Source organism: Mycobacterium attenuatum, from assembly GCF_900566085.1.
GTDB classification, from domain to species: domain Bacteria; phylum Actinomycetota; class Actinomycetes; order Mycobacteriales; family Mycobacteriaceae; genus Mycobacterium; species Mycobacterium attenuatum.
Genome location: NZ_UPHT01000109.1, coordinates 15753 through 36990, shown reverse-complemented (window position 1 = coordinate 36990; position 21238 = coordinate 15753). Strand labels below are relative to the sequence as shown.

The following is a 21238-nucleotide window of genomic DNA, read 5'->3' as shown; positions in this document are numbered from 1 at the left end:
GGTGGGTGCCGATGCCACGGGCGTAGGTGCTGCTGGTGATGCCGGTACGGCCGGTGGTCAAGGTGGTACTGGTGGGGCCGGGGGTAGTGCCGGTGTTGGTGGCGTCAATGGTGATGGTGGTGTTGGCGGCAAAGGTGGTGTCGGCGGCAAGGGCGGTGTCGGTGGGCTCGGGGCCGCGGATACCGGTAGCGGGGCCGGCATGGGCGGCACCGGTGGCGGTGGTGGTGATGCCGGTGCTGGAGGTGCTGGTGGACAGGCCGGCAGTGGTAGCGGGGCCATGGGGACGGCGGGCGCCACTGGTAACCCGGGCACTGGTGGGGACGGAGGCGCCGGCGGCACCGGTGGCAATGGCAAGAACGGCACCCCAGGCACTGGCCCGGGTGGTTCTGGTGGTGACGGCAGCGACGGTGGCGCGGGCGGTACCGGCGGTGCCGGCGGCAACGCATCCACCGGTGGCGTCAACGGCAACGGTGGCACAGGCGGTTTCGGCGGTAAGGGCGGCAACGGTGGCAACGGTGCCGCAGGCGCCGGCAACGGCGGTAACGGCGGTGTCGCCGGCAAGGGCGGCGTAGGGGGTGACGGCGGCGAGTCCGGTTCCGGCGGCAGTGGCGGCAACGGCGGCGACGGCGGAACCGGCGGCAACGGCGGGATCGGCGGCAACGGCGCGTCCGGCGCAAATGGCACTGGGAGCGCCGGTATGAACGGGTTCGCCGGTGGGGACGCGGGCGAAGGCGGAGCCGGCGGCGGCGGCGGCAGGGGCGGCGATGCCCTGGGGTCCGGCCACGGCGGCAATGGCGGCCAAGGTGGAAAAGGCGCGAACGGCGGCAACGGTGGCAGAGGCGGCACCGGTGCCGCCAGCACGATCTTCGGCACCCCCAGCGGCAACGGCGGGCCTGGCGGCGCGGGCGCTGACGGTGGGGCCGGGGGCCTCGGCGGTAACGGCGGCAACTCTGTTTCCGGCTTGGGCGGGAAGGGCGGTAACGGCGGCGCCGGTGGCGACAACCTGGGCGGTGCTAACGGCGGCAACGGTGGTAACGGCGGCAATAACGCAATCTCCGGCGGTGTTGCCGGCAATGGCGGCAATGGTGGTACCAATGGCGCCGGTGGCGCCGGTGGCGACGGCGGCACCGGCGGCATGGGCGGCGCCGGCGCCGGCAATGGCGGCAATGGTGGCAAAGGCGGACAGACCGGCGGCGGCAGCAACGTTGGCACCGCCACCATCGCCAACGGCGGCAACGGGGGCAACGCCACTGGCGGCGGCGGCGCCATTGGGGGCAGCGGGGGCGACGGCAGCGACGGCGGACCCAGCGGCGACGGCGGCGACGGCGGCTTGAGCGGCAATGGCAATGTCGGCGTCATCGGCAGCCCCGGTAACCCCGGTGGCATCGGTGCCATCGGTCTTCCGCCTAGTGGCGGTACCGGTGGGGTGGGCGGCAAAGGCGGCATTGCGGGCGGCATCCCCGGGGGCGGCGGCGCCGGTGGAACCGGCGGCGTCGCTTAGTTACGTCGGTTGGGGGCGGGGCTGCCCCCAGCGGTGGCACATAGCGGTCGCGATCACTTTTGCTGTGTGCACATCGTCTTGGCGCTGAGCAGCCGTACAAGCACGCTGACCGCTCAAGGTCTAACCGCTCAACATTGACAGTGTAATAGTAACAGTGTCAGTATCGGGATATGGCCGAGCGAGCGTCCTGGACGCTGGACGAGCTGGTGCGACGGGTCGCCGTCAGCCTGGCCGATCCCGCGTATCCGGGAGCCCCCAACGGGCGGGTCCGGGAGCTTCCCGACCGGCGGGCGGTCCGGTGGTATACGACAGCCGGACTCGTCGACCCGCCGGCCAAGCAGGGCCGCACCGCGGTCTACTGTCCCCGACACCTGCTGCAGCTTGTCGCGGTCAAACGCCTTCAGGCGCAGGGCTATTCGCTCGCTGAGATCCAGGGCGAGCTGGCCGGGGCGACGGACGAAACACTGCGAAAGGTCGCCGCGGTTCCCGACGCTGTCATCGTCGAGCCGGAGCCTGCGTCCACCGAGCTGCCGGCACCCCCGCAGCGGAGCCGCTTCTGGGCCGCCCCGCCCACACCTGCGCCGGCCACCGAACCAGCGGCTCAGGGCACTGACACTGTCACCAAATTGGCAGCCGTGCACCTACCCGGGGGGGCACTGTTGGTACTGCCGGGCACGCCCGACGAAGACGACATCGACGCGATTCAGACTGCCGCTCGGCCACTGCTCGAACTACTGGCCGAACGTGACCTACTGTCCGGCCCGCCCCTCAATGATCGGAGCCCATCATGACCGTCCGCATCACGTCGATGAACGACGCAGAGCATGGCACGGCCATCGCAGACGCCGAGGCTCGGTTGGGCACGCTGCATGCCGAGCGGGGCAGTCTGCCGCTGGAGCGCGTCGACGTGCGCGTCGAAATCACCGGGCTCACCAGCGAGGTCGAATTGACCCAGGATTTCATCAACGCCTTCGACGTGCCGCTGGAAGCCACTTACGTGTTCCCGCTGCCGGATCGAGCCGCGGTCACCCGAATGCGGATGACCGTCAACGGGCGGGCGGTCGAGGCCGAACTCGTGGAGCGTGAAGCTGCCCGGCGGGCCTACGACGGCATCATCGTGTCGGATCGGCGCGCTGCCATCGTCGAGGAGGAGCGGCCGGACGTTTTCACCATGCGGGTTGGCAATATATTGCCCTCCGAACGGGTCAGCGTCGCGCTCACGCTGGTCAACCCGCTGACTTACCAGGACGGTGCGGCCACGTTTCGCTTCCCACTGGTGGTGGCGCCGCGCTACATTCCCGGCGCCCCGTTGGCCGACGGCGCGGTCGGCGACGGCTACGCCGCTGACACCGACGCAGTCCCCGACGCCTCGCGCATCACCCCGCCGATGTTGCTGCCGGGCTTCCCGTACCCGCTTCTACCGACCATCGACATCGGCATTGACCCCGCTGGCCTCTCGTTGTCGGAGGTGCGGTCCAACCTGCCCGCGGTGTCGACCGACGACGGCCGCATCAAAGTCCAGCCGGGCGGGCGAGCCAACCAGGATTTCGTCCTGCGGCTGCGCTACGGCGCCGAAGACCTCACCGATTCCCTCGTGCTGGTACCCGATGCCGACGGCGACGAGGGCACCTATCAGCTCACTGTGCTGCCGCCGGCATCGGGCGCGCCGCCGCGTCCCCGGGACGTGGTGTTGCTGCTGGACCGCTCTCGCAGCATGGCCGGATGGAAGATGGCGGCCGCGCGCCGGACCGCTGCCCGCATCGTCGACACGCTCGGCAGCGCAGACCGGTTCGCGGTGCTCACATTTGGCGACCTCATCGAGCATCCCGCCGGTCTGCCCGACGGCCTGGTCGACGCCAGCGACCGGCACCGGTATCGGGCCATCGAGCACCTCGCGCGCGTCGACGCCCGCGGCGACACCGAGTTGCTCGCCCCACTGCGGCAGGGTTTGGCCCTATTGCGCGGTTCGCAGGGGCGTGACGCCGTGCTCGTCGTGGTCACCGACGGGCAGGTCGGTAACGAGGACCAGGTGCTGCGGGAGCTGTCGCACGGGCTGCAACAGGTGCGGGTGCATGCGGTCGGCATCGACCGGGCCGTCAACGCCGGCTTCCTGCACCGCCTGGTCAGACTCGGCGCGGGCCATTGCGAGCTGGTGGAAAGCGAGGACCGCCTCGACGAGGCACTGCAGGCCGTGCGGCGCCGTATCGGCGCGCCACTCGCGCATTCGCTGACGCTGCACACCCAGGGGCTAAACGTCATTGCGGATACCGTGAGCCCGGTTCGGCTACCTGAGTTGGTTGCCGGAGTACCGGTGGTGGTGACCGGGCGCTACCGGGGAAGCGCGACGGGGTCACTGATCCTGCGCGGCACCACCGGCGACGGCGGGGACTGGTCAGCGACGGTCGACGGACAGCGTCGCGAGTCGCCGGTCGTCACCGCCGGGTGGGCGCGGGCCCACCTACGCGACCTTGAGGACCGCTACGCCGCGGCTGCCACCGACGAGTTGGAAAAGCGGATCGTCGACACCTCACTGCGGTTCAGGGTGCTGTGCAGGTTCACCGGATACGTCGTCGCTTGTGAGAATCGGGACAACTCGGACAGTCCGGTGGCCGCCGAAGGCGAAGTGCGGCACCGGGTGATGCAACCCGTCGAGGCGCCGGCCGGATGGGAGCGGTGGCCGGCCGGGGACGACGCCGGCAATCCGCAGCGGGGCGCACCGCGGTCTCGAGGCTCCGCGGCTGAGGCACCGTCCGGCGCCGTGCCGTCGGCTTTCGCACGAACGATCAAGCTGCGCAACGCGATTGCGGTGGCCATCGCCGGCGTCGTGCTGGTCTGCCTCGGCTGGGCGTGGTCGCTCACCCGCGACGGGTTGCCCGTCACCGCCCGCGACTCGGGCGTGGCCGGCAAGCCCTCCGCAACAGCGGATGCAACGGTTCCGGGGACCAAGGGTGGCATCGCCGAAAACACGGTGGCCGCACCGGAGGCGCCGCCACTGCCACACACCCCGCCGGACGGCACCTACAAGCGCGACATCGTCACCACCGGTTCGCTGCAGCTGGTCGTCGCGCAGCCCGCGCAGGTGGCCGACCGACTGGCCTTGTCGGTCACCGATGCCGGCGGGCGAGTGGACTCTCGGTCGGAGCAGTCCGGATTGTCTTCGCCGACAGTCCATCTCGTTGTCCGCATTCCCGCGGACAGGCTCGACGCGCTGCTGGTCGACGTCAAGAAACTCGGGGCCGTCACGTCGATGTCGATCAGCCACGCCGACGTCACGTCGCAGCGCGTCGACCTCGATGCCCGCATCGAGGCATTGCAGACCTCGGTCAATCGACTCCTGGAACTGATGCGGCGGGCCGACAACACAGCTGACCTGCTGGCCGCGGAGTCGTCGCTGACCCAGCGGCAGGCCGAGTTGGACTCACTGCGTGCCCAGCGCGCCGCACTTGGCGACCAGATTTCCTACGCGACCATCAACGTCAGCCTCTCGGTCGAACCGACCGTGACGCGGGTTGGCTTCCTTGGTGCGCTTGAACGCGGTTGGCACTCGGTGCTCTCGGCCGCCTACGGCGTCATGCTGACGGCCGGGTTCCTGCTGCCGTGGTTGCCGGTGCTGGCCGTGCTGGTGCTGGCGGTGGTCGTGGTGCTGCGCCGCTGGTCATTCCCGCGAGCATCCGGTGCGGCAGGAAGTCCGACGACAAACTGCTGACCGAGCCGCCCGAAGTGCGTCGCCGGGTCGAGGAGCGACATCACCCCTTGATCGACCCGGTCCGTTTCACCTTGGTAATGGCGATGCATACTACGTCGCGGTCACCCTGGTTCCAGGTCGCCTGGGTGGGGTACAGCACATAGCTTTCGAACTCCTCGCTGTCGGCAGCATTGGGTGCATACGAGGCGAACGCCGCAAAGCACCTGTCCCGGTAGTTGCTTTCCAGGCTGGACTGGCCGGGGAAACTGCTTGCGGTGACCCGCAATTGCGCATACACCTCGCCCTCGTGTGGTTTGGCGCAGGACACTTTCGGGAGCGTGGTGACCCGCGCATTGTCACCCGGGATCGACTCGATGCAATCCCCGACGACGAGGTTGGTGGCGCGCACCGAGCCGTCGTTGGTTGCGACGGCGATGATGATCGCGGCCACGATGAATAGTGTCCACAGCGCGGATAGCACCAGACCAGCGATTGCCATGCCGCGTCCGCTCTGACCGCGGGTTTTGATCTGTTTGAGCGCGATGATGCCGAAGATGACACTCAGCAAAACGCCGCCGAGTACCCCGAAGATCAACGAGGCGATCGCAAAGCCATTGGTGCCTCTCGGCGGCGGCGGGGCGTAGGGCTGACCGTACTGAGCGGGCTGCTGCGGGTAGCCGCCGGGATAGCCGGGTAGCGGGTAGGGGCCCTGCCCCGGCGGCTGGGCAGGCGGCGGGTACGGCGGCTGAAACGTCATGAGGGCAACCGTAATACCAGGCGCGCCACCGAAGGGTGGCGTCGACGATATTGGCTCTATTGAGCCATCGACGCTGGCTTGGCTGTGCGGGAGCCGGATTGGGCGCGCCGACGCCATCGTCGAGCGGTTGTTATACTATCTAAGTATCCCTCCGGTCTGAGTATGAAAGAGCAGGCATATGCCACGTACAGACAACGACACCTGGGACTTGGCGACCAGCGTGGGGGCGACGGCCACCATGGTGGCGGCGGCCCGGGCGATAGCGACCAAGGCACCTCACCGCTTGATCGAGGACCGATTCGCCGAACCGCTGGTCCGCGCGGTCGGCGTGGACTTCTTCACCCGGTGGGCCAGCGGCGACCTTGTCGCTGCCGACGTCGATGACGACGAGTCGGGCTGGAAGCTCGAGCACATGCCCGATGCGATGGCTGCGCGGACGCGCTTTTTCGACACGTTCTTCCAGGAGGCGACACAGGCAGGAATCCGGCAGGCCGTGATCCTGGCATCCGGCCTGGACGCTCGCGCCTACCGGTTGGCCTGGCCGGCCGATATGACGGTGTTCGAGATCGATCAGCCGCAGGTGATCGAATTCAAGACCGCAACCCTGGCCGCGTTGGGGGCAGTCCCGAAAGCCGACTTGCGCGTGGTCGCCGTCGATCTGCGACACGATTGGCCGAAAGCCTTGCTGCGTGCGGGTTTTGACACGAGCCGGCCAACCGCGTGGATCGCCGAGGGGCTGTTCGGTTATCTGCCTCCGGCTGCTCAGGATCGCTTGCTGGACAACATCACTGCGCTCAGCGCCGACGGCAGCCGGCTGGGCTGCGAGGCCGTTCCGGACATGTCACAGCTCGACCTCGAAAAGGCCCGGGAGATGATGCGCAGGGCCACCGCGAGATGGCGCCAGCACGGCTTCGACCTGGAATTCGCCGATCTGGGCTACGAGGGTGAACGCAACGATGTCGGCGCCTATCTGAACCGGCTGGGCTGGCGCTCAGCCGCTATCCGGATGAGCCAACTGCTGGCCGACAACGGCATTGCGGCGATCCCCCAAACCAACGACTCGGTGTCGGTGGCCGACACCATTTACTACAGCTCCGTGCTGAGCGTATGACGCAAGCGCCCCGCCGGGGGCTCAACAACGTCGTCACCCGGATGTGGAGCCTGTTGGCGCCGGCCTACGACCTACCGGTGTTGCAGCAGTGGGTGTACCGTCCGCCGCACGACGAGGTGATTTCCCACCTGCGCGGCCACGGATCCCGGAGGATCGCTGATATCGCCTGCGGCACAGGGATTCTCAGCGACCGGATTCAACGCGAACTGAATCCCGACGAGATCTACGGCGTCGACATGTCCGACGGCATGCTCAACCAGGCTCGCGCCAGATCCTCTCGGGTGCATTGGTTGCGCGGTCCGGCCGAGCAACTGCCCTTCGACGACGGCACCCTCGACGCCGTCGTGACGACCTCGGCGTTTCACTTCTTCGATCAGCCTGCGGCGCTGCGGGAATTCCGTCGGGTGCTGGTACCCGGCGGACTGGTGGCCGTTGCGGCCCTGAGCGCGCGGCAGCCCCTGCTGCAGGTGCCCTCAGCCGACAATTGGAAACCGCAGCACAATGCTTCGCCGGCGGAAATGCGGGCACTGTTCGAAGGCGCCGGTTTCGTCATCAGCGAGCAGCATCGGATCCGGCGACCGGTTTGGACCAAGATCGTGTCAGATCTGATCACCGTCGGCACCAAGGCTGGGCCACCGTAACGACGGCGCTTCCCGTGGTCCGTCGCTATCGAAAATTGTTGTCACGCAGGCAGTAACTGCGCGCGTCTGTTCGGCGAACACGGCGACACCGTCAAAGACGGTTGCGACGGCGGCGACAACTGTTGCATACCTGCGGCGGCCGTGGCGGCGGCATGGTGACGGGCGGGGCGAGCACAAACGACGGGCCGCTTTCGCGGCCGCCTGATCGGTGACGCGTTATGCGGGTTCGGACCGTGATGACGTGATCAGTTGCTCATGTCCGGGCGGTCTGAGGCCAAGGGCGTGCAGAAGTTCCTCGCGACCCCACGGCCGGCTGCCCGGTTCGGCTTGCGTGTCCTTACGTAGGGCGTCTGGAGCGTGAACGTCCGACCGCGACTGCAGCTTTCGACGCAGACCCCGAAGGTTCAGGGGAACGAGCAGCAATGGTTTGTCGCGCTGGCGAGCCCGGTGCGCGGGGCCGTCCGGGTGCGCGGGAGTGCCCGATTGCGCCGTGTTGCCGGGGTGCAACGGGTTGCCCGAGTGCAGCGGCTGCCCCTTGGCCGCCGCAGGCAACGTCGGTTCCGCCACCCTGGTGGCCGCCCCGGTGGCCGCTGCCGGTGCCGCCGGTGCCGCGGGTGCAGTCATGCTGCTCAAGGCGCCGGGATCACCGATGCCGCCCGCGTACGCCCAGCCGCCCACGGCCGGCCCGCCGTAGCCCCACCATCCGGGGGCCACAGTGCCGTCGTCGTAACGTGCGTCACCCGGCGAACCCGCGCCTCCGGCTCCGCCGACCGTCGCGGCGCCGGTGCCCCCGGCACTACCAGCACTGCTTCTTCCGATCGGCGTGGCGACCCCGTCTCCACTGCTTCCCGCATCGGCCCCACCGCCATGAGCCCCGCCGGCGGCGCTGTGTTCCGCACCGACAGCGCCGGCACTGTGACCGCCACCGACACCGGGCTGATCAGGCACACCTGCGGCGGTTACCCCGACAGCGTCACCGTGTGGCCCGCTGGCATTAGCCGCGCCCGTGCCGCCGCCGTTGCCGATACCAGGGGTAGCGGCGGGCTGGGCCGGGTGCTGGTTGGGGTTGACACCGGCCGGTCCCGCCGCGTTGGCCGCAGCATGGTTCACCCCATTGCCGGGACCGCCCGGACCGCCCGGACCGCCCGGACCGCCGGAGCCGCCGGGACCGCCGGAGCCGCCTGCCGCGACGTTGCCGTTACCGCCGGGCGCGCCGAGCCCTCCGGCCCCACCGCCACTGTCGTGTTGACCAGGCCCGCTGGTCACGGAACCGCTGTGCTGTCCGACGCCGTTGCTGCCAATCGAGCCGGGGTCGGCACCCATTCCGCCGGCCTGGCCGACACTGCCCGAAGTGCCGACGCCGCCACTTTGCCCGGTGCTCGGCAACTTGTCTACCGCCGCGGCATTGGTGGCCTCGGTACCGGCATACGATCGCGAACTCGCGCGGAGGATCTCCACAAACCGGTCGTGAAACGTTGCCACTTGCGTACTAATGGCCTGATAAGCGTGCGCGTGGATGCCGAACAACGCCGCGATGCCCGCTGAGACCTCATCGCCTCCCGCGGCGAGCACTCCGGTGGTCGGGGCCGCTGCCGCCGCGCTGGCGTTACTGACGGTCGAACCGATCGCGGCCAGATCCCCGGCCGCGGCCGCCAGCATCTGGGGCTCCGCAATCACATATGACATGAGCCAGCTCCCGTATCCCACTCCGCCCGGCTGAGGCCGCAGATCTCATCCACGCTGTTGGGGCCAAATCGTATCGCTACGCGGGACCGCCATCACGGGATTCCGGGAATCGACCAGTGCGCCGATGGCGAGGCCGGCTGGCCCGGCGGCAGCGCCGGCCGCTAGGTCATTCGCCGCGCCCGGTGGAGGCCATGGGCACCGTCCAGGTCCACGCCGTCTCGCCGGCGGCGGGCGCGGAAATGTCCAGTCGCGCACCGCGTACGGCAAGCTGGCGGGGGAGTAGCACCGACCGGTCGGTGGCAGTCGGGCCAGTGGCTTTGGAGGATTTTTCGATCACAGTGACTACCAGGTCAGTTTCGTAGCTGGCTCGCAAGCTGATTTCGTCGGCGCTCGCATGCCGCAGAATTGCGGTGACCAGCTGCTGCGCCGCGTCGTAGAGCTCGCTCGTGATGGCCTTGTCGACCGTGTCGAGTGGCCCCGTGAACAACACCTCGAATCTGGCGTTCAGCGCTTCGGCCACCTCGCCAAGCAGATCCGACATGCGCAACCGGAAGTTGGTTTCGTCGCCGGTTGGGATGTCGAGATGGTTGATGGTGTTGCGCACGTCGTTGATCACGGCGTCGAGTTCGTTGACCGACTCGCCGATGCGTTCGGCCACGGCAGGCACTCGCGCCAGCGGCAACACTCCGCTGAGTTGCAGGCTGATGAGGAACAGCCGCTGGATGACCGAGCGATGAAGTTCCAGCGCGATGCGTTCGCGTTCGGCCGCCACCCGTAGTGTCCGGGAGTGCGCTTCGGCGAGTCGCAGATTTACCAGGTTGTCGACCCGCACTCGCAGTTCACCCAGCTGGAATGGCTTGGACAGGTAGTCATTGGCTCCGGCTCGTAGCACCGCGAGTCTGGATTGGTCGTCGGCGCGTGCGGTGAGGATGAGCACCGGGGTGTTGGCCAGCGCCGGGTCGGCGCGCACCAGGTTCAGCAGTTCGTCTCCGCTGAGGTGCGGCATCATGATGTCGCACACGATCAGGTCCGGGCGGTATGCGCGCGCCAGCTCCAGTCCGGACCGGCCGTCGAAGGCTGCCTTCACCCGATAGTGCGGCGACAACGCTTGGCACACAAAGGCATTGAGGTCGACATTGTCTTCGACGACCACGATCACAGGTTTGGAATCTGCGATCTCCGATTCGCGCTGGGCCGACGCCGCCGAGATCGCGGTGATATCGGCGATCGCGCCGGCGGCCTCCGGGCTGATGTGCTCGGTGCTGTGCGGAGTGGCCGCGTGCACCGGCAGACCTGCGGGCGCGAGCCTTGGCAGGTCGACGATCACCAGTGCTCCACCCTCGGGAGCCTCGCTGATGGTAACGCTGCCGCGGTGCAAGCCGACCAGGTCGCGCACAATGCTCAGGCCCAGGCCCGTCCCCCCGACCGCCCGGGTGGTACCGCCCTGCACCTGGTGGAACCTGTCGAAGACGGCTGTCCGCTGTTCGGGTGGTATGCCCGGGCCGCTGTCGGCGACCTCGATAATGGCCCGCTGACCCGGCCCAGAGCAGACCGAGCAGCGCACGGTGCCGCCGGGTCCGGTGAATTTGAACGCATTGGACAGCAAATTGACCAGGATCTGGTGCAGGTGCTCGGGATCGAGGGCCGCGGCGATGGGCTGCTCCGCGTCGACGCGGAATTCGATGTCGCGGTCAGCAGCCAGCGATTCGAACAGCGACGCGCCCAGACGCACGTGCCCGGCGACGTCCACATCCGCGTAATTGGGTTGTACGGCACCGGCTTCCAGCCGAGCGGCATCCAGCAGGTTATTAACGTGGCGTTGCAGCAACCGCGCATTGCGGACGATCAGCTCGAGATCGGCATGTGCCGCCTCCTGGGGTCCGATCGAATCCAGCAGCTTGCGGGCGGGCTCCAGGATCAGCATCAGCGGAGTTCGCAATTCATGGCTGACATTGGCGAAAAACCTGCTTTTCAGGTCGTCGAGCTCCTTGGCCCGCGCGTAGAGGTCAACCAATTCGGCATTGGCCTCCTTGAGTTTTCGGCTTGTCTCGGCGACCTCTTGGGCGCGGGCGAAGACCTCTCGCTCCATCTGCGCAGTGGTGGCGCGCAGCGCGGCCGTCTCCTGCTGCTGTGCCGCATCGGCTGCTTGCAGGCGGACGAACTCGGTGACGTCTTCCACCCGGTGGATGACATAACGCAACTCGCCGGCCGAGTCCAGCACCGGTGAATTGGTGGGGCTCCAGAACCGTTCCTCGAAGTCCCCGTCGGGGCGGCGAATGTCGTAGCGCTGCACCGGCATCGCGTCGGCGACCCGGTCGCGCACCACTCGATCCAGCGACACCCGCAGGTTACGGACTCCTTCGGCACTGGGGTCGTCGGGGTTGTCCGGAAAGGTCTCGAAGATGGCGTGCCCCAGGATCCGCGTTCGTTCGGTCATGGTCGCCTGCAGATAGGCGTCGGTGACAGCAACGATCCTCAAGTCCGGATCCAGCACCAGAAACAGGCCCGGAGCCGATTCGAACAACAAGCGGAAGTCGACGGCCTCAGTCAAACGCGCACCTACGTTGCTGCATTGCGTTAACGCTACTATCGCTGCCCGCGGCCACCGGCCGAATCGAAGCGCCGATCCACGCCGGGATCAACCGCGGCCGTCGGCAACAGCCATCATCCTCACGCACCAGCCGCGGAGCGGGGGCGGGCACGTAGGCTCCCGCCATGCACATCGACGCGATGACAATTCCCGAACCGCTGGGCCAGGTCGCCGACGTGGCGCGGCAAACCCAGTCCGCCGGCTTCTCGGGCCTGTTGTTCACCGAGACGGGCCGTACCGCCTACCTCAGTGCCGCGGTGGCTTCGCAGGCAGCGCCCGGCCTGGCGTTGTCCACCGGCGTGGCGGTGGCCTTCCCGCGCAGCCCCTTCGTCACGGCGACCACCGCGTGGGAGCTGCAGCAAGCAACCGAAGGGAAGTTCCGGCTCGGGCTGGGCACCCAGGTGCGCCGGCACGTCGAGCGGCGCTACGGGTCCGCCTTCGACCGGCCCGGCCCCCGGCTGCGCGACTACGTGCTGGCCGTCAAGGCATGCTTCACGGCCTTTCGCACCGGCACGCTCGATCACCACGGCGAGTTCTATGAACTGGACTTCATCACTGCGCAGTGGAGCCCGGGCCCCATCGATGCCCCCGACCCCAAGGTCGACATCTCGGCAGTGAACCCCTGGATGCTGCGGATGGCCGGCGAAGTGGCCGACGGGGTGCATGTCCACCCGATCGGCGAGCCCGGCTACATCACCCGGCACGTGCTGCCCCGTGTGGCCGAAGGCGCGGTAAGGGCGGGGCGCACGCCGTCGGACATCGTCCTGATCGTGCCGGTGATGACGATCGTCGGCGACAACGACGAAGAGCGCGACACGGAACGCCAAGCCGTGCGGGCCAGCCTGGCGTTCTACGGCAGCACCCCCAATTACGCTTTCATCTGGGACGAGGCCGGATTCGAGGGCACCACGGCCCGGATCAGGGAGAAGCAGAAGGCCGGTGACTTCGCCGGCATGGCCGCTCAGATCACCGACGAGCACATTGCCGTCTTCGCCACGGAATCGAGCTGGGACGGGCTGGCCGGCGCGCTGGCCGGCAAGTACGCCGCAATCACCGACCACCTGGTCTTCTACAACGCCCGAGGCGACCGGGAGCGCTTCGAACGGTACGGCGAGGTCGCCCGCGCCATGCGGCGGTAACACCGATATCGGTGACCGCGTCCGGCTTTCGTGGCAGCGAGCCGGCCGGTCGGCGGCGCCCCCCCGGCTCATGGCCGCAAGGCGGGTCGCTAAATTCGAGACGCGATCCCGATCGGAAGGAATGTCATGAACGCGCGTGTCGAGCAGCTGGAGTTCCAAGCGGAGGCCCGGCAACTGCTGGATCTGATGGTCCATTCGGTGTACTCCAACAAGGATTCGTTTCTGCGGGAGTTGATCTCCAACGCCTCAGACGCACTGGACAAATTGCGTCTGGAGGCACTGCGCAACAAGGAGCTGGATGCCAGCACCATCGACACCTCCGATCTGCATATCCAGCTCGAGGTGGACAAGGGTGCCCGAACTCTGAGCGTTCGTGACAACGGCATCGGCATGACGCGCGACGAGGTCGTGGGCCTCATCGGCACGCTGGCCAAGTCGGGTACTGCCGAGCTGCGCCAGGAGTTGCGTGAGGCCAAGGACGCGCTCGCATCCGAAGAGCTGATCGGTCAATTCGGCATTGGTTTCTACTCGGCCTTCATGGTGGCCGACAAGGTCGAATTGCTCACTCGAAAGGCCGGCGAGAGCGAGGCCACCCGGTGGGAGTCGAGCGGCGACGGCACTTACACCATCGAGACCGTCGACGAATCAACTGGCGGCGCCCCCCAGGGAACGTCGGTCACCCTGCATCTCAAGCCCGAAGACGCCGAGAACGACCTGCACGACTACACCTCGGAATGGAAGATCCGGAGCCTGGTCAAGAAGTACTCCGACTTCATCGCCTGGCCCATCCGGATGGAGGTCGAGAAACGACAGCCGGCCACCGCCGACGAAGAAGGGGCGGGCGGCGAAGAGAGCGTCACCGTCGAAACCGAGACCCTCAACTCCATGAAGGCGCTGTGGGCCCGGCCCAAAGACGAGGTTTCTGACGAGGAATACAGCGAGTTCTACAAGCACATCGCCCACGCCTGGGACGACCCGCTGGAAGTCATCGCGATGAAGGCCGAGGGCACCTTCGAGTATCAAGCCCTGCTCTTCATCCCCAAGCACGCCCCGTTCGACCTGTTCAACCGCGACGCCAGCATCGGAATCCAGCTCTACGTCAAGCGGGTATTCATCATGGGCGACTGTGACCAGCTCATGCCCGAGTACCTGCGCTTCGTCAAGGGTGTGGTCGATGCCCAGGACATGTCGCTCAACGTGTCCCGGGAAATCCTGCAGCAGGATCGCCAGATCAAGGCCATTCGGCGCCGCCTGACCAAGAAGGTCCTGGCCACCATCAAGGACCTGCAGACCGAACGGCCGGACGACTATCGCACTTTGTGGACCCAGTTCGGCAAGGTCGTCAAGGAGGGCCTGCTGTCGGACTTCGACAACCGCGAAACCCTGCTGCAGATCTCGTCCTTCGCCTCCACCCACAGCGAAGAGGAAGCGACCACGCTTGCCGAGTATGTGTCGCGCATGAAAGAAGGCCAGGAGCAGATCTTCTACGCCACGGGAGAGTCGCGCCAGCAGATCCTGAAGTCCCCGCATCTCGAGGCGTTCAAAGCCAAAGGCTACGAGGTGCTGCTGCTCACCGATCCGGTCGACGAAGTCTGGGTCGGAGTGGCCAGCGAGTTCGACGGCAAGCCGCTGCAGTCGGTCGCTAAGGGCGAGGTGGACCTGGGCTCCGACGAAGACAAGAGCGAGGCCGAGCGCGAGGAGCAGCAGAAGGAGTTCGCCGAGCTGCTGGACTGGCTCAAGGAAACCTTGAGCGAGCACGTCAAAGAAGTGCGGTTGTCCACGCGGCTGACCGAGTCACCGGCGTGCCTGATCACTGACGCCTTCGGGATCACACCGGCGCTGGCCCGCATCTACCGGGCTTCCGGACAGGAAGTTCCGGTGGGCAAACGCATCCTGGAGCTCAACCCCGACCACCCGCTGGTGACCGGTCTGCGCCAGGCGCACCAGGACCGCAGCGACGACGCCCAGAAATCTCGGATGGCCCAGACCGCCGAATTGCTCTACGGCATCGCACTTCTGGCCGAAGGCGGGGCGCCGGAGGATCCGGCGCGGTTCGCCGAGCTACTCGCCGACCGGCTGACACGCACGATTTAGCCCGACGATACCTAGGGCGGGCCGGCCTAGATGCCATCGCCGCCCGGCAACTGCTCGCCGGTGTGCTGCGGATAGTTCCTCCGCCACCGCAAGGAGTCACGTCATGATCAGGGCACTTCTTGGGATAGCCGTCATCCCGCTATTTTCGTTGGGGCTTGCGATCCCGGCAGCGACGGCGGACGCTACGGCAGCACCGGTCGACGTCGTATCGGCCGGTCCCTTCTGCACGGATGTGATCGAGGAGCAGACAACGACGTCGAGCGTCCCAGAGCCGCCGTCGCCGAGCTGCGTCTTGTGCCCCATGGGGTACCACTGCGCGCACAATCCTGAAAGGTGCGTAGCCGACTGATCGATGTCCCAGCGGTCGTCGACAGCTCGGTGTGCCCGTAGCTACCGACGCCCGAGCCGCTCCCGGACGGTGTCCAGCAGGAACTGTCGCGTCGACGTTGGACGAAACGCCTTGGCCGCCTTGGTGAGTGCATCACGGGACTCCGCGGTGAGCTCGATATCGGCTGCGGCAACGTTGAATTCGAGCTGCTCGACACTGGACGCGCCGGGGATCGCGACCACTCCCGGCAGGCTGATCAGCCAGGCCAGCGCCACCTGCGCCGGCTTGGCGTCGACGTCGGCGGCGATATCGCGAAGCGTCTGCAGCAGCGGCTCGATCCGGTGCAGATTCTGCGTGCCGAATAGCGGGTTGACGGCACGCACGCCACCGGGCCGGTTGTCCACGCCGTACTTGCCGCCCAGCAGGCCCTGCGCCAACGGGCTGTAGGCGATGATGACGCGGTTCTCCCGGTCGGCGAACGGAACCAGGTCATCGAGCGCGCCCGGGTGGGCCAAGGAGAAATGCACCTGGTTGCTGATAACCGGGCGGCCGAGCGCGGCGTCGGCCTTTCGCCAGCGGGCCAGCGAGTAGTTGGACACCCCGGCCGCGCCGATCTTGCCGCTGTCGAGCAGCTCGCGCATTCCCGGCATGATCACCGAATCGGGGACCACCGGATTGGGCTGGTGAACCTGGTAAAGCGGGATACGGTTGAGCTGCAGGCGCCGGGCGCTGGCCTGCTCGCGCTGCTTGACCACCGCGGGAAACGGGGCGACCGGAAAGACCTTGCTGGCCACCGCGACCTTGTCGCGCTGGTCGCCGAGCGCCTCGCCGAGAATGCGTTCGCTTTTGCCCAGGCCGTAGACCTCGGCGGTGTCGAACAGCGTCACACCCATGCCGAGGGCGCGCTGCACGATGTCGCGGGCCGCACCCGAGGCGTACCGGTCCCCGTATCCCCATTCGCGCGAACCGAACTGCCAGGTGCCCAGCCCGATGCGGCTGACTTTGCCCATTCCGTCGATGTCGAGATATTTCATGTCTCACACGGTACTGAGGCCATCGGACCCGCCCCAGCCGCCGCCTTCCCGGACAGCGGCTGCTAGGTGCCGATCGATCCGATGAACGGTGCGAGCAGGCGCGCCATGCCCCGCGCTGCTTCGTCGGCATCGGAAGGGGGCAGCGCGAGAAAGCTCAGTGCGGCCCGTACGACGGTTTGGCCCATTACGGTCGCGTCGTAGTCGGAGGCGTTGACCCAGCTGTGCCGGAAGGTCTGCGACAGCTGGCCCGAGGCATGGTTGACCAGGAACTGGCTCTCTACCGTGATCAACCGCAGAATGTCGTTGGGAGCATCTTCGGTTCGCAACACCTGGACAAGGGGATCATGGTCGACGCGGTCGAAGAAGTCGCGGAAGACCGTCCGCATTGCGCCGTAGCCGTCACCGGGGTGTCCGTCGATGGCCGTTTGCATTCCGGTGACGATAGTGTCGGTCAGCCGGAGGGCGTAGCTGCGTGCCAGGCCGCGTCGCGACTGGAACTCGTTGTAGATGGTGCCCCGGCTGACGCCGGCCGCCGACGCCACGTCGGCCATGGTGATCGATGACCATTTCCGTTGCAGCAGTAGGCCGTGCAGCGCGTCGAGCACCCCGTTGTGCATCAGGCTCAAAGCGGTGCTTTGATACGGGTTGCGGTTTCGCGAGGGTTCCGTCTCGACCATGTGGCTGAGATTAGTGTGCATCAACCGTGCTTTCGTCGTCGTGTCCCAGTGCCCGCAGGGCGGGCCGGTACCCGAAGGCGTGCCCGGGCACCGGCCGGCCAGCATTCAGCGGGTGTCGTAGCGGGCCAGTACTTTTTCCCGCTTGCGCGGATCGATGTTCACCTTGGTGATATCACCGCCGTAGTGCGCGAGTACGCGATGGTCCATGACCTTTCGCCACAGCGGAGGGAGGTAGGTCAAGGTGATCAGGGTGGCGTACCCGCTGGGCAGGTTGGGCGCACCGGCCATGCTGAGCAGCGTCTGATACCGGCGCAGGGGATTGGCATGATGATCGCTGTGTCGCTGCAGGTGGTAGAGGAAGATGTTGGTGACGATGTGGTCGGAGTTCCAGCTGTGCACCGGCGCGCAGCGCTCATAGCGGCCGGAAGCGGTTCGTTGCCGCAGCAAGCCGTAGTGTTCGAGATAGTTGACCGATTCCAGCAGCGACGCGCCAAAGAACGCCTGAATGATCAGAAACGGCAGCACCTGCCACCCGAAGACGGCGGTCAGCCCGCCGAACAGGACGATCGACATAACCCAGGCGTTGAGGACGTCGTTGTGAATGCTCCACGTAGGCTTGCTGATCCGCTGCATGCGGGCCTTTTCCAGCTCCCATGCCGACCTGAGTGAGCCAAACATGCTGCGCGGCAAGAACATCCAGAAACTCTCTCCGAATCGCGCGCTGGCTGGGTCCTCCGGGGTGGCCACCCGCACATGGTGGCCGCGGTTGTGCTCGATGTAGAAGTGTCCGTACAGCGTCTGGGCGAGGGTGACCTTGGAAAGCCACCGTTCGAGGTTCTCGCGCTTGTGACCCAACTCGTGGGCGGTGTTGATGCCCACCCCGCCGACGACGCCGATGGTCAGCGTCAGACCGATCTTGGAGATCAGGCCCAGGCCTCCGCCGATACCGAGCCAGCTCAGGTTGTCGGCCGTCCATAGGTAGCACGCCAGCGCCAGGCTGACCATCTGGAAGGGAATGAAGGCGTAGGTGCAGTAGCGGTAGTACTTGTCGTTTTCGAGTCGCTCCATCACCTCCTCGGGTGGATTGTGCCCGTCGGGGCCGAAAAAAACATCCAGTATCGGCAACAGCACGTACAGCAGCACCGGCCCGATCCACCACAACACCGGCGTGGCGGCACTCCAGCCGAGCTTGCCGAACACCCATGCAAGCGCAACGCTCACCGGCAACGCGGTGGGCAGGACCAGGCCGACCAGCCACAGGTATCGCTTGCGGTCCCGCCATCGTTGGACCGGAATTCGAGAATCTGCTATCGCGTCCATTGCATCCAGTGCGGTGGTCGTCATGCTGCTCCCTTCTGAAATTGGTCACCGCGGCGCGGTGGGCTGATACCATTGAACATATCAAATCATTTGTTCAAACGATAGATAAATCGATAAATTTGTTCAATGCGTGGTGACCCGAGCGGACCGGGTGGGGGCTGCGACGTCCGGGCCGGCTGCCCGGGTGGGGTGTTCGGCTGGAGATCGAAAAGCACTGTGTAGCAAAGTGTTCCGTGTGCAAACGGCATCGGCTGAACCCGAGCCCCGCGACCCCGCTCGGGTTTGACCGCCGCGCCCACGGGGTATCAGCTGCGCCATGACCAGCGCCCCCTCCCTCGCCGCCCCGCCGACCCTCGAAGTCTGGCCGGGCCGGGCCTACCCACTTGGTGCGACGTACGACGGGGCGGGCACCAACTTCGCACTGTTCAGCGAGGTCGCCGAAAAGGTTGAGTTGTGCCTGTTCGACGCCGACGGGTCCGAGACCCGGATCACCATGCCCGAGGTCGACGCCTTCGTCTGGCACGCCTACCTGCCGACCATCGAACCGGGTCAGCGCTACGGCTATCGGGTCCACGGTCCGTGCGATCCGGGCGCGGGCCACCGGTGCAACCCGAACAAGTTGCTGCTGGACCCCTACTCAAAGGCCATCGACGGCACTTTCGAATGGAACCAATCGCTGTTCGGCTACACCTTCGGAGACCCGGAAAGCCGCAACGACGACGACTCGGCGGCCAGTATGCCCAAGGCCGTGGTGATCAACCCCTACTTCGACTGGGGCACCGACCGCCCGCCCAACCACCACTACGCCGACACGGTCATCTATGAGGCTCACGTCAAGGGCCTGACGCAGAGCCACCCGGACATCCCGGAACATCTACGCGGCACCTACGCCGCGGTGGCGCACCCGGCGATCATCGAGCACCTCACTGGCATGGGTGTCACCGCCATCGAGCTGATGCCGGTGCACCACTTCGCCAACGACTCCACCTTGGTCGAGAAGGGGCTCTCGAATTACTGGGGCTACAACACCATTTCGTTCTTTGCGCCCGACCCGAAGTACTCCAGCGCCATGTCGGCGGGCGGCCAGGTGCAGGAGTTCAAGGCGATGGTGCGCACCCTGCACGAGGCGGGTATCGAGGTGATCCTCGACGTGGTCTACAACCACACCGCCGAAGGCAACCACCTGGGCCCCACGCTGTCCATGCGCGGTATCGACAACGCCGCCTACTACCGGCTGGTCGACGACGACAAGCGCTACTACATGGACCACACCGGCACGGGCAACAGCCTCAACGTCGGGCATCCGCACTCGCTGCAGCTGATCATGGATTCGTTGCGGTACTGGGTGACCGAGATGCACGTCGACGGCTTCCGGTTCGATCTGGCCGCGACGCTGGCCCGGGAGTTCTACGAAGTTGACCGGCTGGCAACGTTTTTCGAACTTGTGCAGCAGGATCCGACGGTCAGCCAGGTCAAACTCATCGCCGAGCCCTGGGATGTTGGGCCGGGCGGCTACCAGGTGGGCAATTTTCCGCCACAGTGGACGGAGTGGAATGGGAAGTTCCGCGACACCGTCCGCGACTTCTGGCGCGGTGAGCCGGCCACACTCGACGAGTTCGCCTACCGGCTGTCCGGATCGGCCGACCTCTACGAGCACACCGCGCGCCGGCCGGTGGCCTCGATCAATTTCGTCACCGCCCACGACGGGTTCACGCTGCGTGACCTGGTGTCCTACAACGACAAGCACAACGAGGCCAACGGCGAAGACAACAACGACGGCGAAAGCCACAACCGGTCTTGGAACTGCGGTGTGGAGGGGCCGACCGAGGACACCGGTGTCAACGAATTGCGCGGCCGCCAGCAGCGCAACTTCCTCACGACTTTGCTTCTCTCCCAGGGCGTGCCGATGATCTGCCACGGCGACGAACTCGGACGCACCCAGAACGGCAACAACAACGGCTACTGCCAGGACAACGAAATCACCTGGATAAATTGGGCGCAAGCCGACACCGGCCTGCTGGAGTTCACTCGCGCGGTGTCGGCACTGCGCGCCAGCCACCCGGTGTTTCGCAGGCGCCGGTTCTTTTCCGGCAAGCCGGTGGGCCGTCGCGGAGAGGGCGGTCTGCCCGACATCGCCTGGTTCGCCGCCGACGGGTCGGAGATGACCGACGAAGACTGGGGCGCGAGCTTCGCGAAATCCATCGCGGTGTTCCTCAACGGCCACGGCATTCCCGACCGCGACCTACGGGGTCAGCGGGTGTTCGACGACTCGTTCATCCTGTGCTTCAACGCCCACCACGAGCCGATCGAATTCACCTTGCCCCCAGCCACGTTCGGCGAACGGTGGCGCACCGTGATCTACACCGGCGCCCGGCACTTGGCTCCCGACGACGAGCTGCCAGCCGCGGCCACACTTACCGTCGATGCACGCAGCGCCGCCGTCCTGCAAGCCGCCACCGCCTCGGCGAGCCTGTAGCGCATCCAGCTGCGAACCACCCGTCGCGCATCCAGCTTCGAACCACCCGTCGCGCCGAGACTGTCGTTTTGCAGGCCAGCACTCGCATTTTGTCTGCAATAACGCAGTTTCGGCGAGTTTGGCCGCTGCGGCCGGACTTTCCGGCCGATACGCTGTGGCTCTGGCGGGTTCGGCGCACATGGTCAACGCTTGGGCAGGA

14 protein-coding genes are annotated in these 21238 nt (G+C 66.7%); 8 read left to right on the top strand and 6 right to left on the bottom strand.

The annotated features are described in order from the left end of the window. The 3 genes from EET13_RS30480 to EET13_RS18210 form a co-directional block, all read left to right on the top strand. On the top strand, positions 1–1501 hold a 1501-nt coding region (locus EET13_RS30480), incomplete at its 5' end, for a hypothetical protein (RefSeq protein WP_211189092.1). 170 nt (positions 1502–1671) lie between these two features. Beyond that, positions 1672–2292: a MerR family transcriptional regulator gene (locus tag EET13_RS18215; protein ID WP_122443595.1), complete on the top strand. Its 621-nt coding sequence runs from the start codon at positions 1672–1674 to the stop codon at positions 2290–2292. After that, the gene (locus tag EET13_RS18210; RefSeq protein WP_122443594.1) at positions 2289–5207 is read left to right on the top strand and encodes a DUF4349 domain-containing protein; all 2919 of its coding nucleotides are present in this window, start codon (positions 2289–2291) and stop codon (positions 5205–5207) included. Before EET13_RS18215 ends, EET13_RS18210 begins: the two co-directional genes overlap by 4 nt. 40 nt (positions 5208–5247) lie before the next feature. On the opposite strand, the gene EET13_RS18205 is transcribed toward EET13_RS18210, so the two are convergent. After that, positions 5248–5943 (bottom strand): DUF4190 domain-containing protein, encoded by a 696-nt coding sequence (locus EET13_RS18205; protein ID WP_122443593.1) that lies wholly within the window; start codon positions 5941–5943, stop codon positions 5248–5250. A 178-nt stretch (positions 5944–6121) separates the two neighbouring features. Here EET13_RS18205 and EET13_RS18200 point away from each other — a divergent pair, with 178 nt between their 5' ends. Together EET13_RS18200 and EET13_RS18195 are read left to right on the top strand one after the other, a co-directional pair. Then, positions 6122–7054, top strand: coding sequence for an SAM-dependent methyltransferase (locus tag EET13_RS18200; protein WP_122443592.1), 933 nt, complete (start codon positions 6122–6124; stop codon positions 7052–7054). Beyond that, complete coding sequence (locus EET13_RS18195) at positions 7051–7695, top strand: class I SAM-dependent methyltransferase (protein WP_122443591.1); 645 nt, start codon at positions 7051–7053, stop codon at positions 7693–7695. The genes EET13_RS18200 and EET13_RS18195 overlap by 4 nt, the downstream gene beginning before the upstream one ends. A 216-nt stretch (positions 7696–7911) precedes the next feature. Here the strand turns inward: EET13_RS18195 and EET13_RS32345 are convergent, their stop codons facing one another. Continuing rightward, positions 7912–9381, bottom strand: a complete 1470-nt coding sequence (locus tag EET13_RS32345; protein WP_280177880.1) for a PE family protein — start codon at positions 9379–9381, stop codon at positions 7912–7914. Between the two features lie 166 nt (positions 9382–9547). Then, complete coding sequence (locus EET13_RS18185) at positions 9548–11932, bottom strand: ATP-binding protein (protein WP_122443590.1); 2385 nt, start codon at positions 11930–11932, stop codon at positions 9548–9550. A gap of 164 nt (positions 11933–12096) precedes the next feature. Between EET13_RS18185 and EET13_RS18180 the strand changes: the two genes are divergently transcribed. Both EET13_RS18180 and htpG read left to right on the top strand, forming a co-directional pair. Continuing rightward, on the top strand, positions 12097–13110 hold the full coding sequence (locus tag EET13_RS18180) for a TIGR03617 family F420-dependent LLM class oxidoreductase (RefSeq protein WP_122443589.1): 1014 nt from the start codon (positions 12097–12099) through the stop codon (positions 13108–13110). A 126-nt stretch (positions 13111–13236) separates the two neighbouring features. After that, positions 13237–15204 (top strand): molecular chaperone HtpG, encoded by a 1968-nt coding sequence (gene htpG / locus EET13_RS18175; RefSeq protein ID WP_122443588.1) that lies wholly within the window; start codon positions 13237–13239, stop codon positions 15202–15204. A 390-nt stretch (positions 15205–15594) separates the two neighbouring features. Here the strand turns inward: htpG and EET13_RS18165 are convergent, their stop codons facing one another. The 3 genes from EET13_RS18165 to EET13_RS18155 all read right to left on the bottom strand — a co-directional run bounded on the left by EET13_RS18165 (position 15595) and on the right by EET13_RS18155 (position 18587). Next, positions 15595–16566 (bottom strand): aldo/keto reductase, encoded by a 972-nt coding sequence (locus EET13_RS18165; RefSeq protein WP_122443586.1) that lies wholly within the window; start codon positions 16564–16566, stop codon positions 15595–15597. 62 nt (positions 16567–16628) lie between these two features. Beyond that, complete coding sequence (locus EET13_RS18160; RefSeq protein ID WP_425293695.1) at positions 16629–17243, bottom strand: TetR/AcrR family transcriptional regulator; 615 nt, start codon at positions 17241–17243, stop codon at positions 16629–16631. Between the two features lie 105 nt (positions 17244–17348). Next, positions 17349–18587 carry an alkane 1-monooxygenase gene (locus EET13_RS18155; RefSeq protein ID WP_425294253.1) on the bottom strand — a complete coding sequence of 413 codons (1239 nt, stop codon included), beginning with the start codon at positions 18585–18587 and terminating at the stop codon, positions 17349–17351. A 292-nt stretch (positions 18588–18879) separates the two neighbouring features. Here EET13_RS18155 and glgX point away from each other — a divergent pair, with 292 nt between their 5' ends. Continuing rightward, a complete protein-coding gene (gene glgX, locus EET13_RS18150) occupies positions 18880–21039 on the top strand; it encodes a glycogen debranching protein GlgX (protein ID WP_122443585.1) in 2160 nt (719 codons plus the stop codon). The last annotated feature ends 199 nt before the right edge of the window (positions 21040–21238 follow it).

Bases quoted from the DNA above. Each gene is read 5' to 3' on its own strand.
- EET13_RS18200 (WP_122443592.1), top strand. From the start codon at position 6,122: ATGCCACGTACAGACAACGACACCTGGGACTTGGCGACCAGCGTGGGG.
- EET13_RS18215 (WP_122443595.1), top strand. From the start codon at position 1,672: ATGGCCGAGCGAGCGTCCTGGACGCTGGACGAGCTGGTGCGACGGGTC.
- EET13_RS32345 (WP_280177880.1), bottom strand. From the start codon at position 9,381: ATGTCATATGTGATTGCGGAGCCCCAGATGCTGGCGGCCGCGGCCGGG.
- EET13_RS18180 (WP_122443589.1), top strand. From the start codon at position 12,097: ATGCACATCGACGCGATGACAATTCCCGAACCGCTGGGCCAGGTCGCC.
- EET13_RS18195 (WP_122443591.1), top strand. From the start codon at position 7,051: ATGACGCAAGCGCCCCGCCGGGGGCTCAACAACGTCGTCACCCGGATG.
- EET13_RS18210 (WP_122443594.1), top strand. From the start codon at position 2,289: ATGACCGTCCGCATCACGTCGATGAACGACGCAGAGCATGGCACGGCC.
- glgX (WP_122443585.1), top strand. From the start codon at position 18,880: ATGACCAGCGCCCCCTCCCTCGCCGCCCCGCCGACCCTCGAAGTCTGG.
- EET13_RS18155 (WP_425294253.1), bottom strand. From the start codon at position 18,587: ATGACGACCACCGCACTGGATGCAATGGACGCGATAGCAGATTCTCGA.
- htpG (WP_122443588.1), top strand. From the start codon at position 13,237: ATGAACGCGCGTGTCGAGCAGCTGGAGTTCCAAGCGGAGGCCCGGCAA.
- EET13_RS18165 (WP_122443586.1), bottom strand. From the start codon at position 16,566: ATGAAATATCTCGACATCGACGGAATGGGCAAAGTCAGCCGCATCGGG.
- EET13_RS18205 (WP_122443593.1), bottom strand. From the start codon at position 5,943: ATGACGTTTCAGCCGCCGTACCCGCCGCCTGCCCAGCCGCCGGGGCAG.
- EET13_RS18160 (WP_425293695.1), bottom strand. From the start codon at position 17,243: ATGGTCGAGACGGAACCCTCGCGAAACCGCAACCCGTATCAAAGCACC.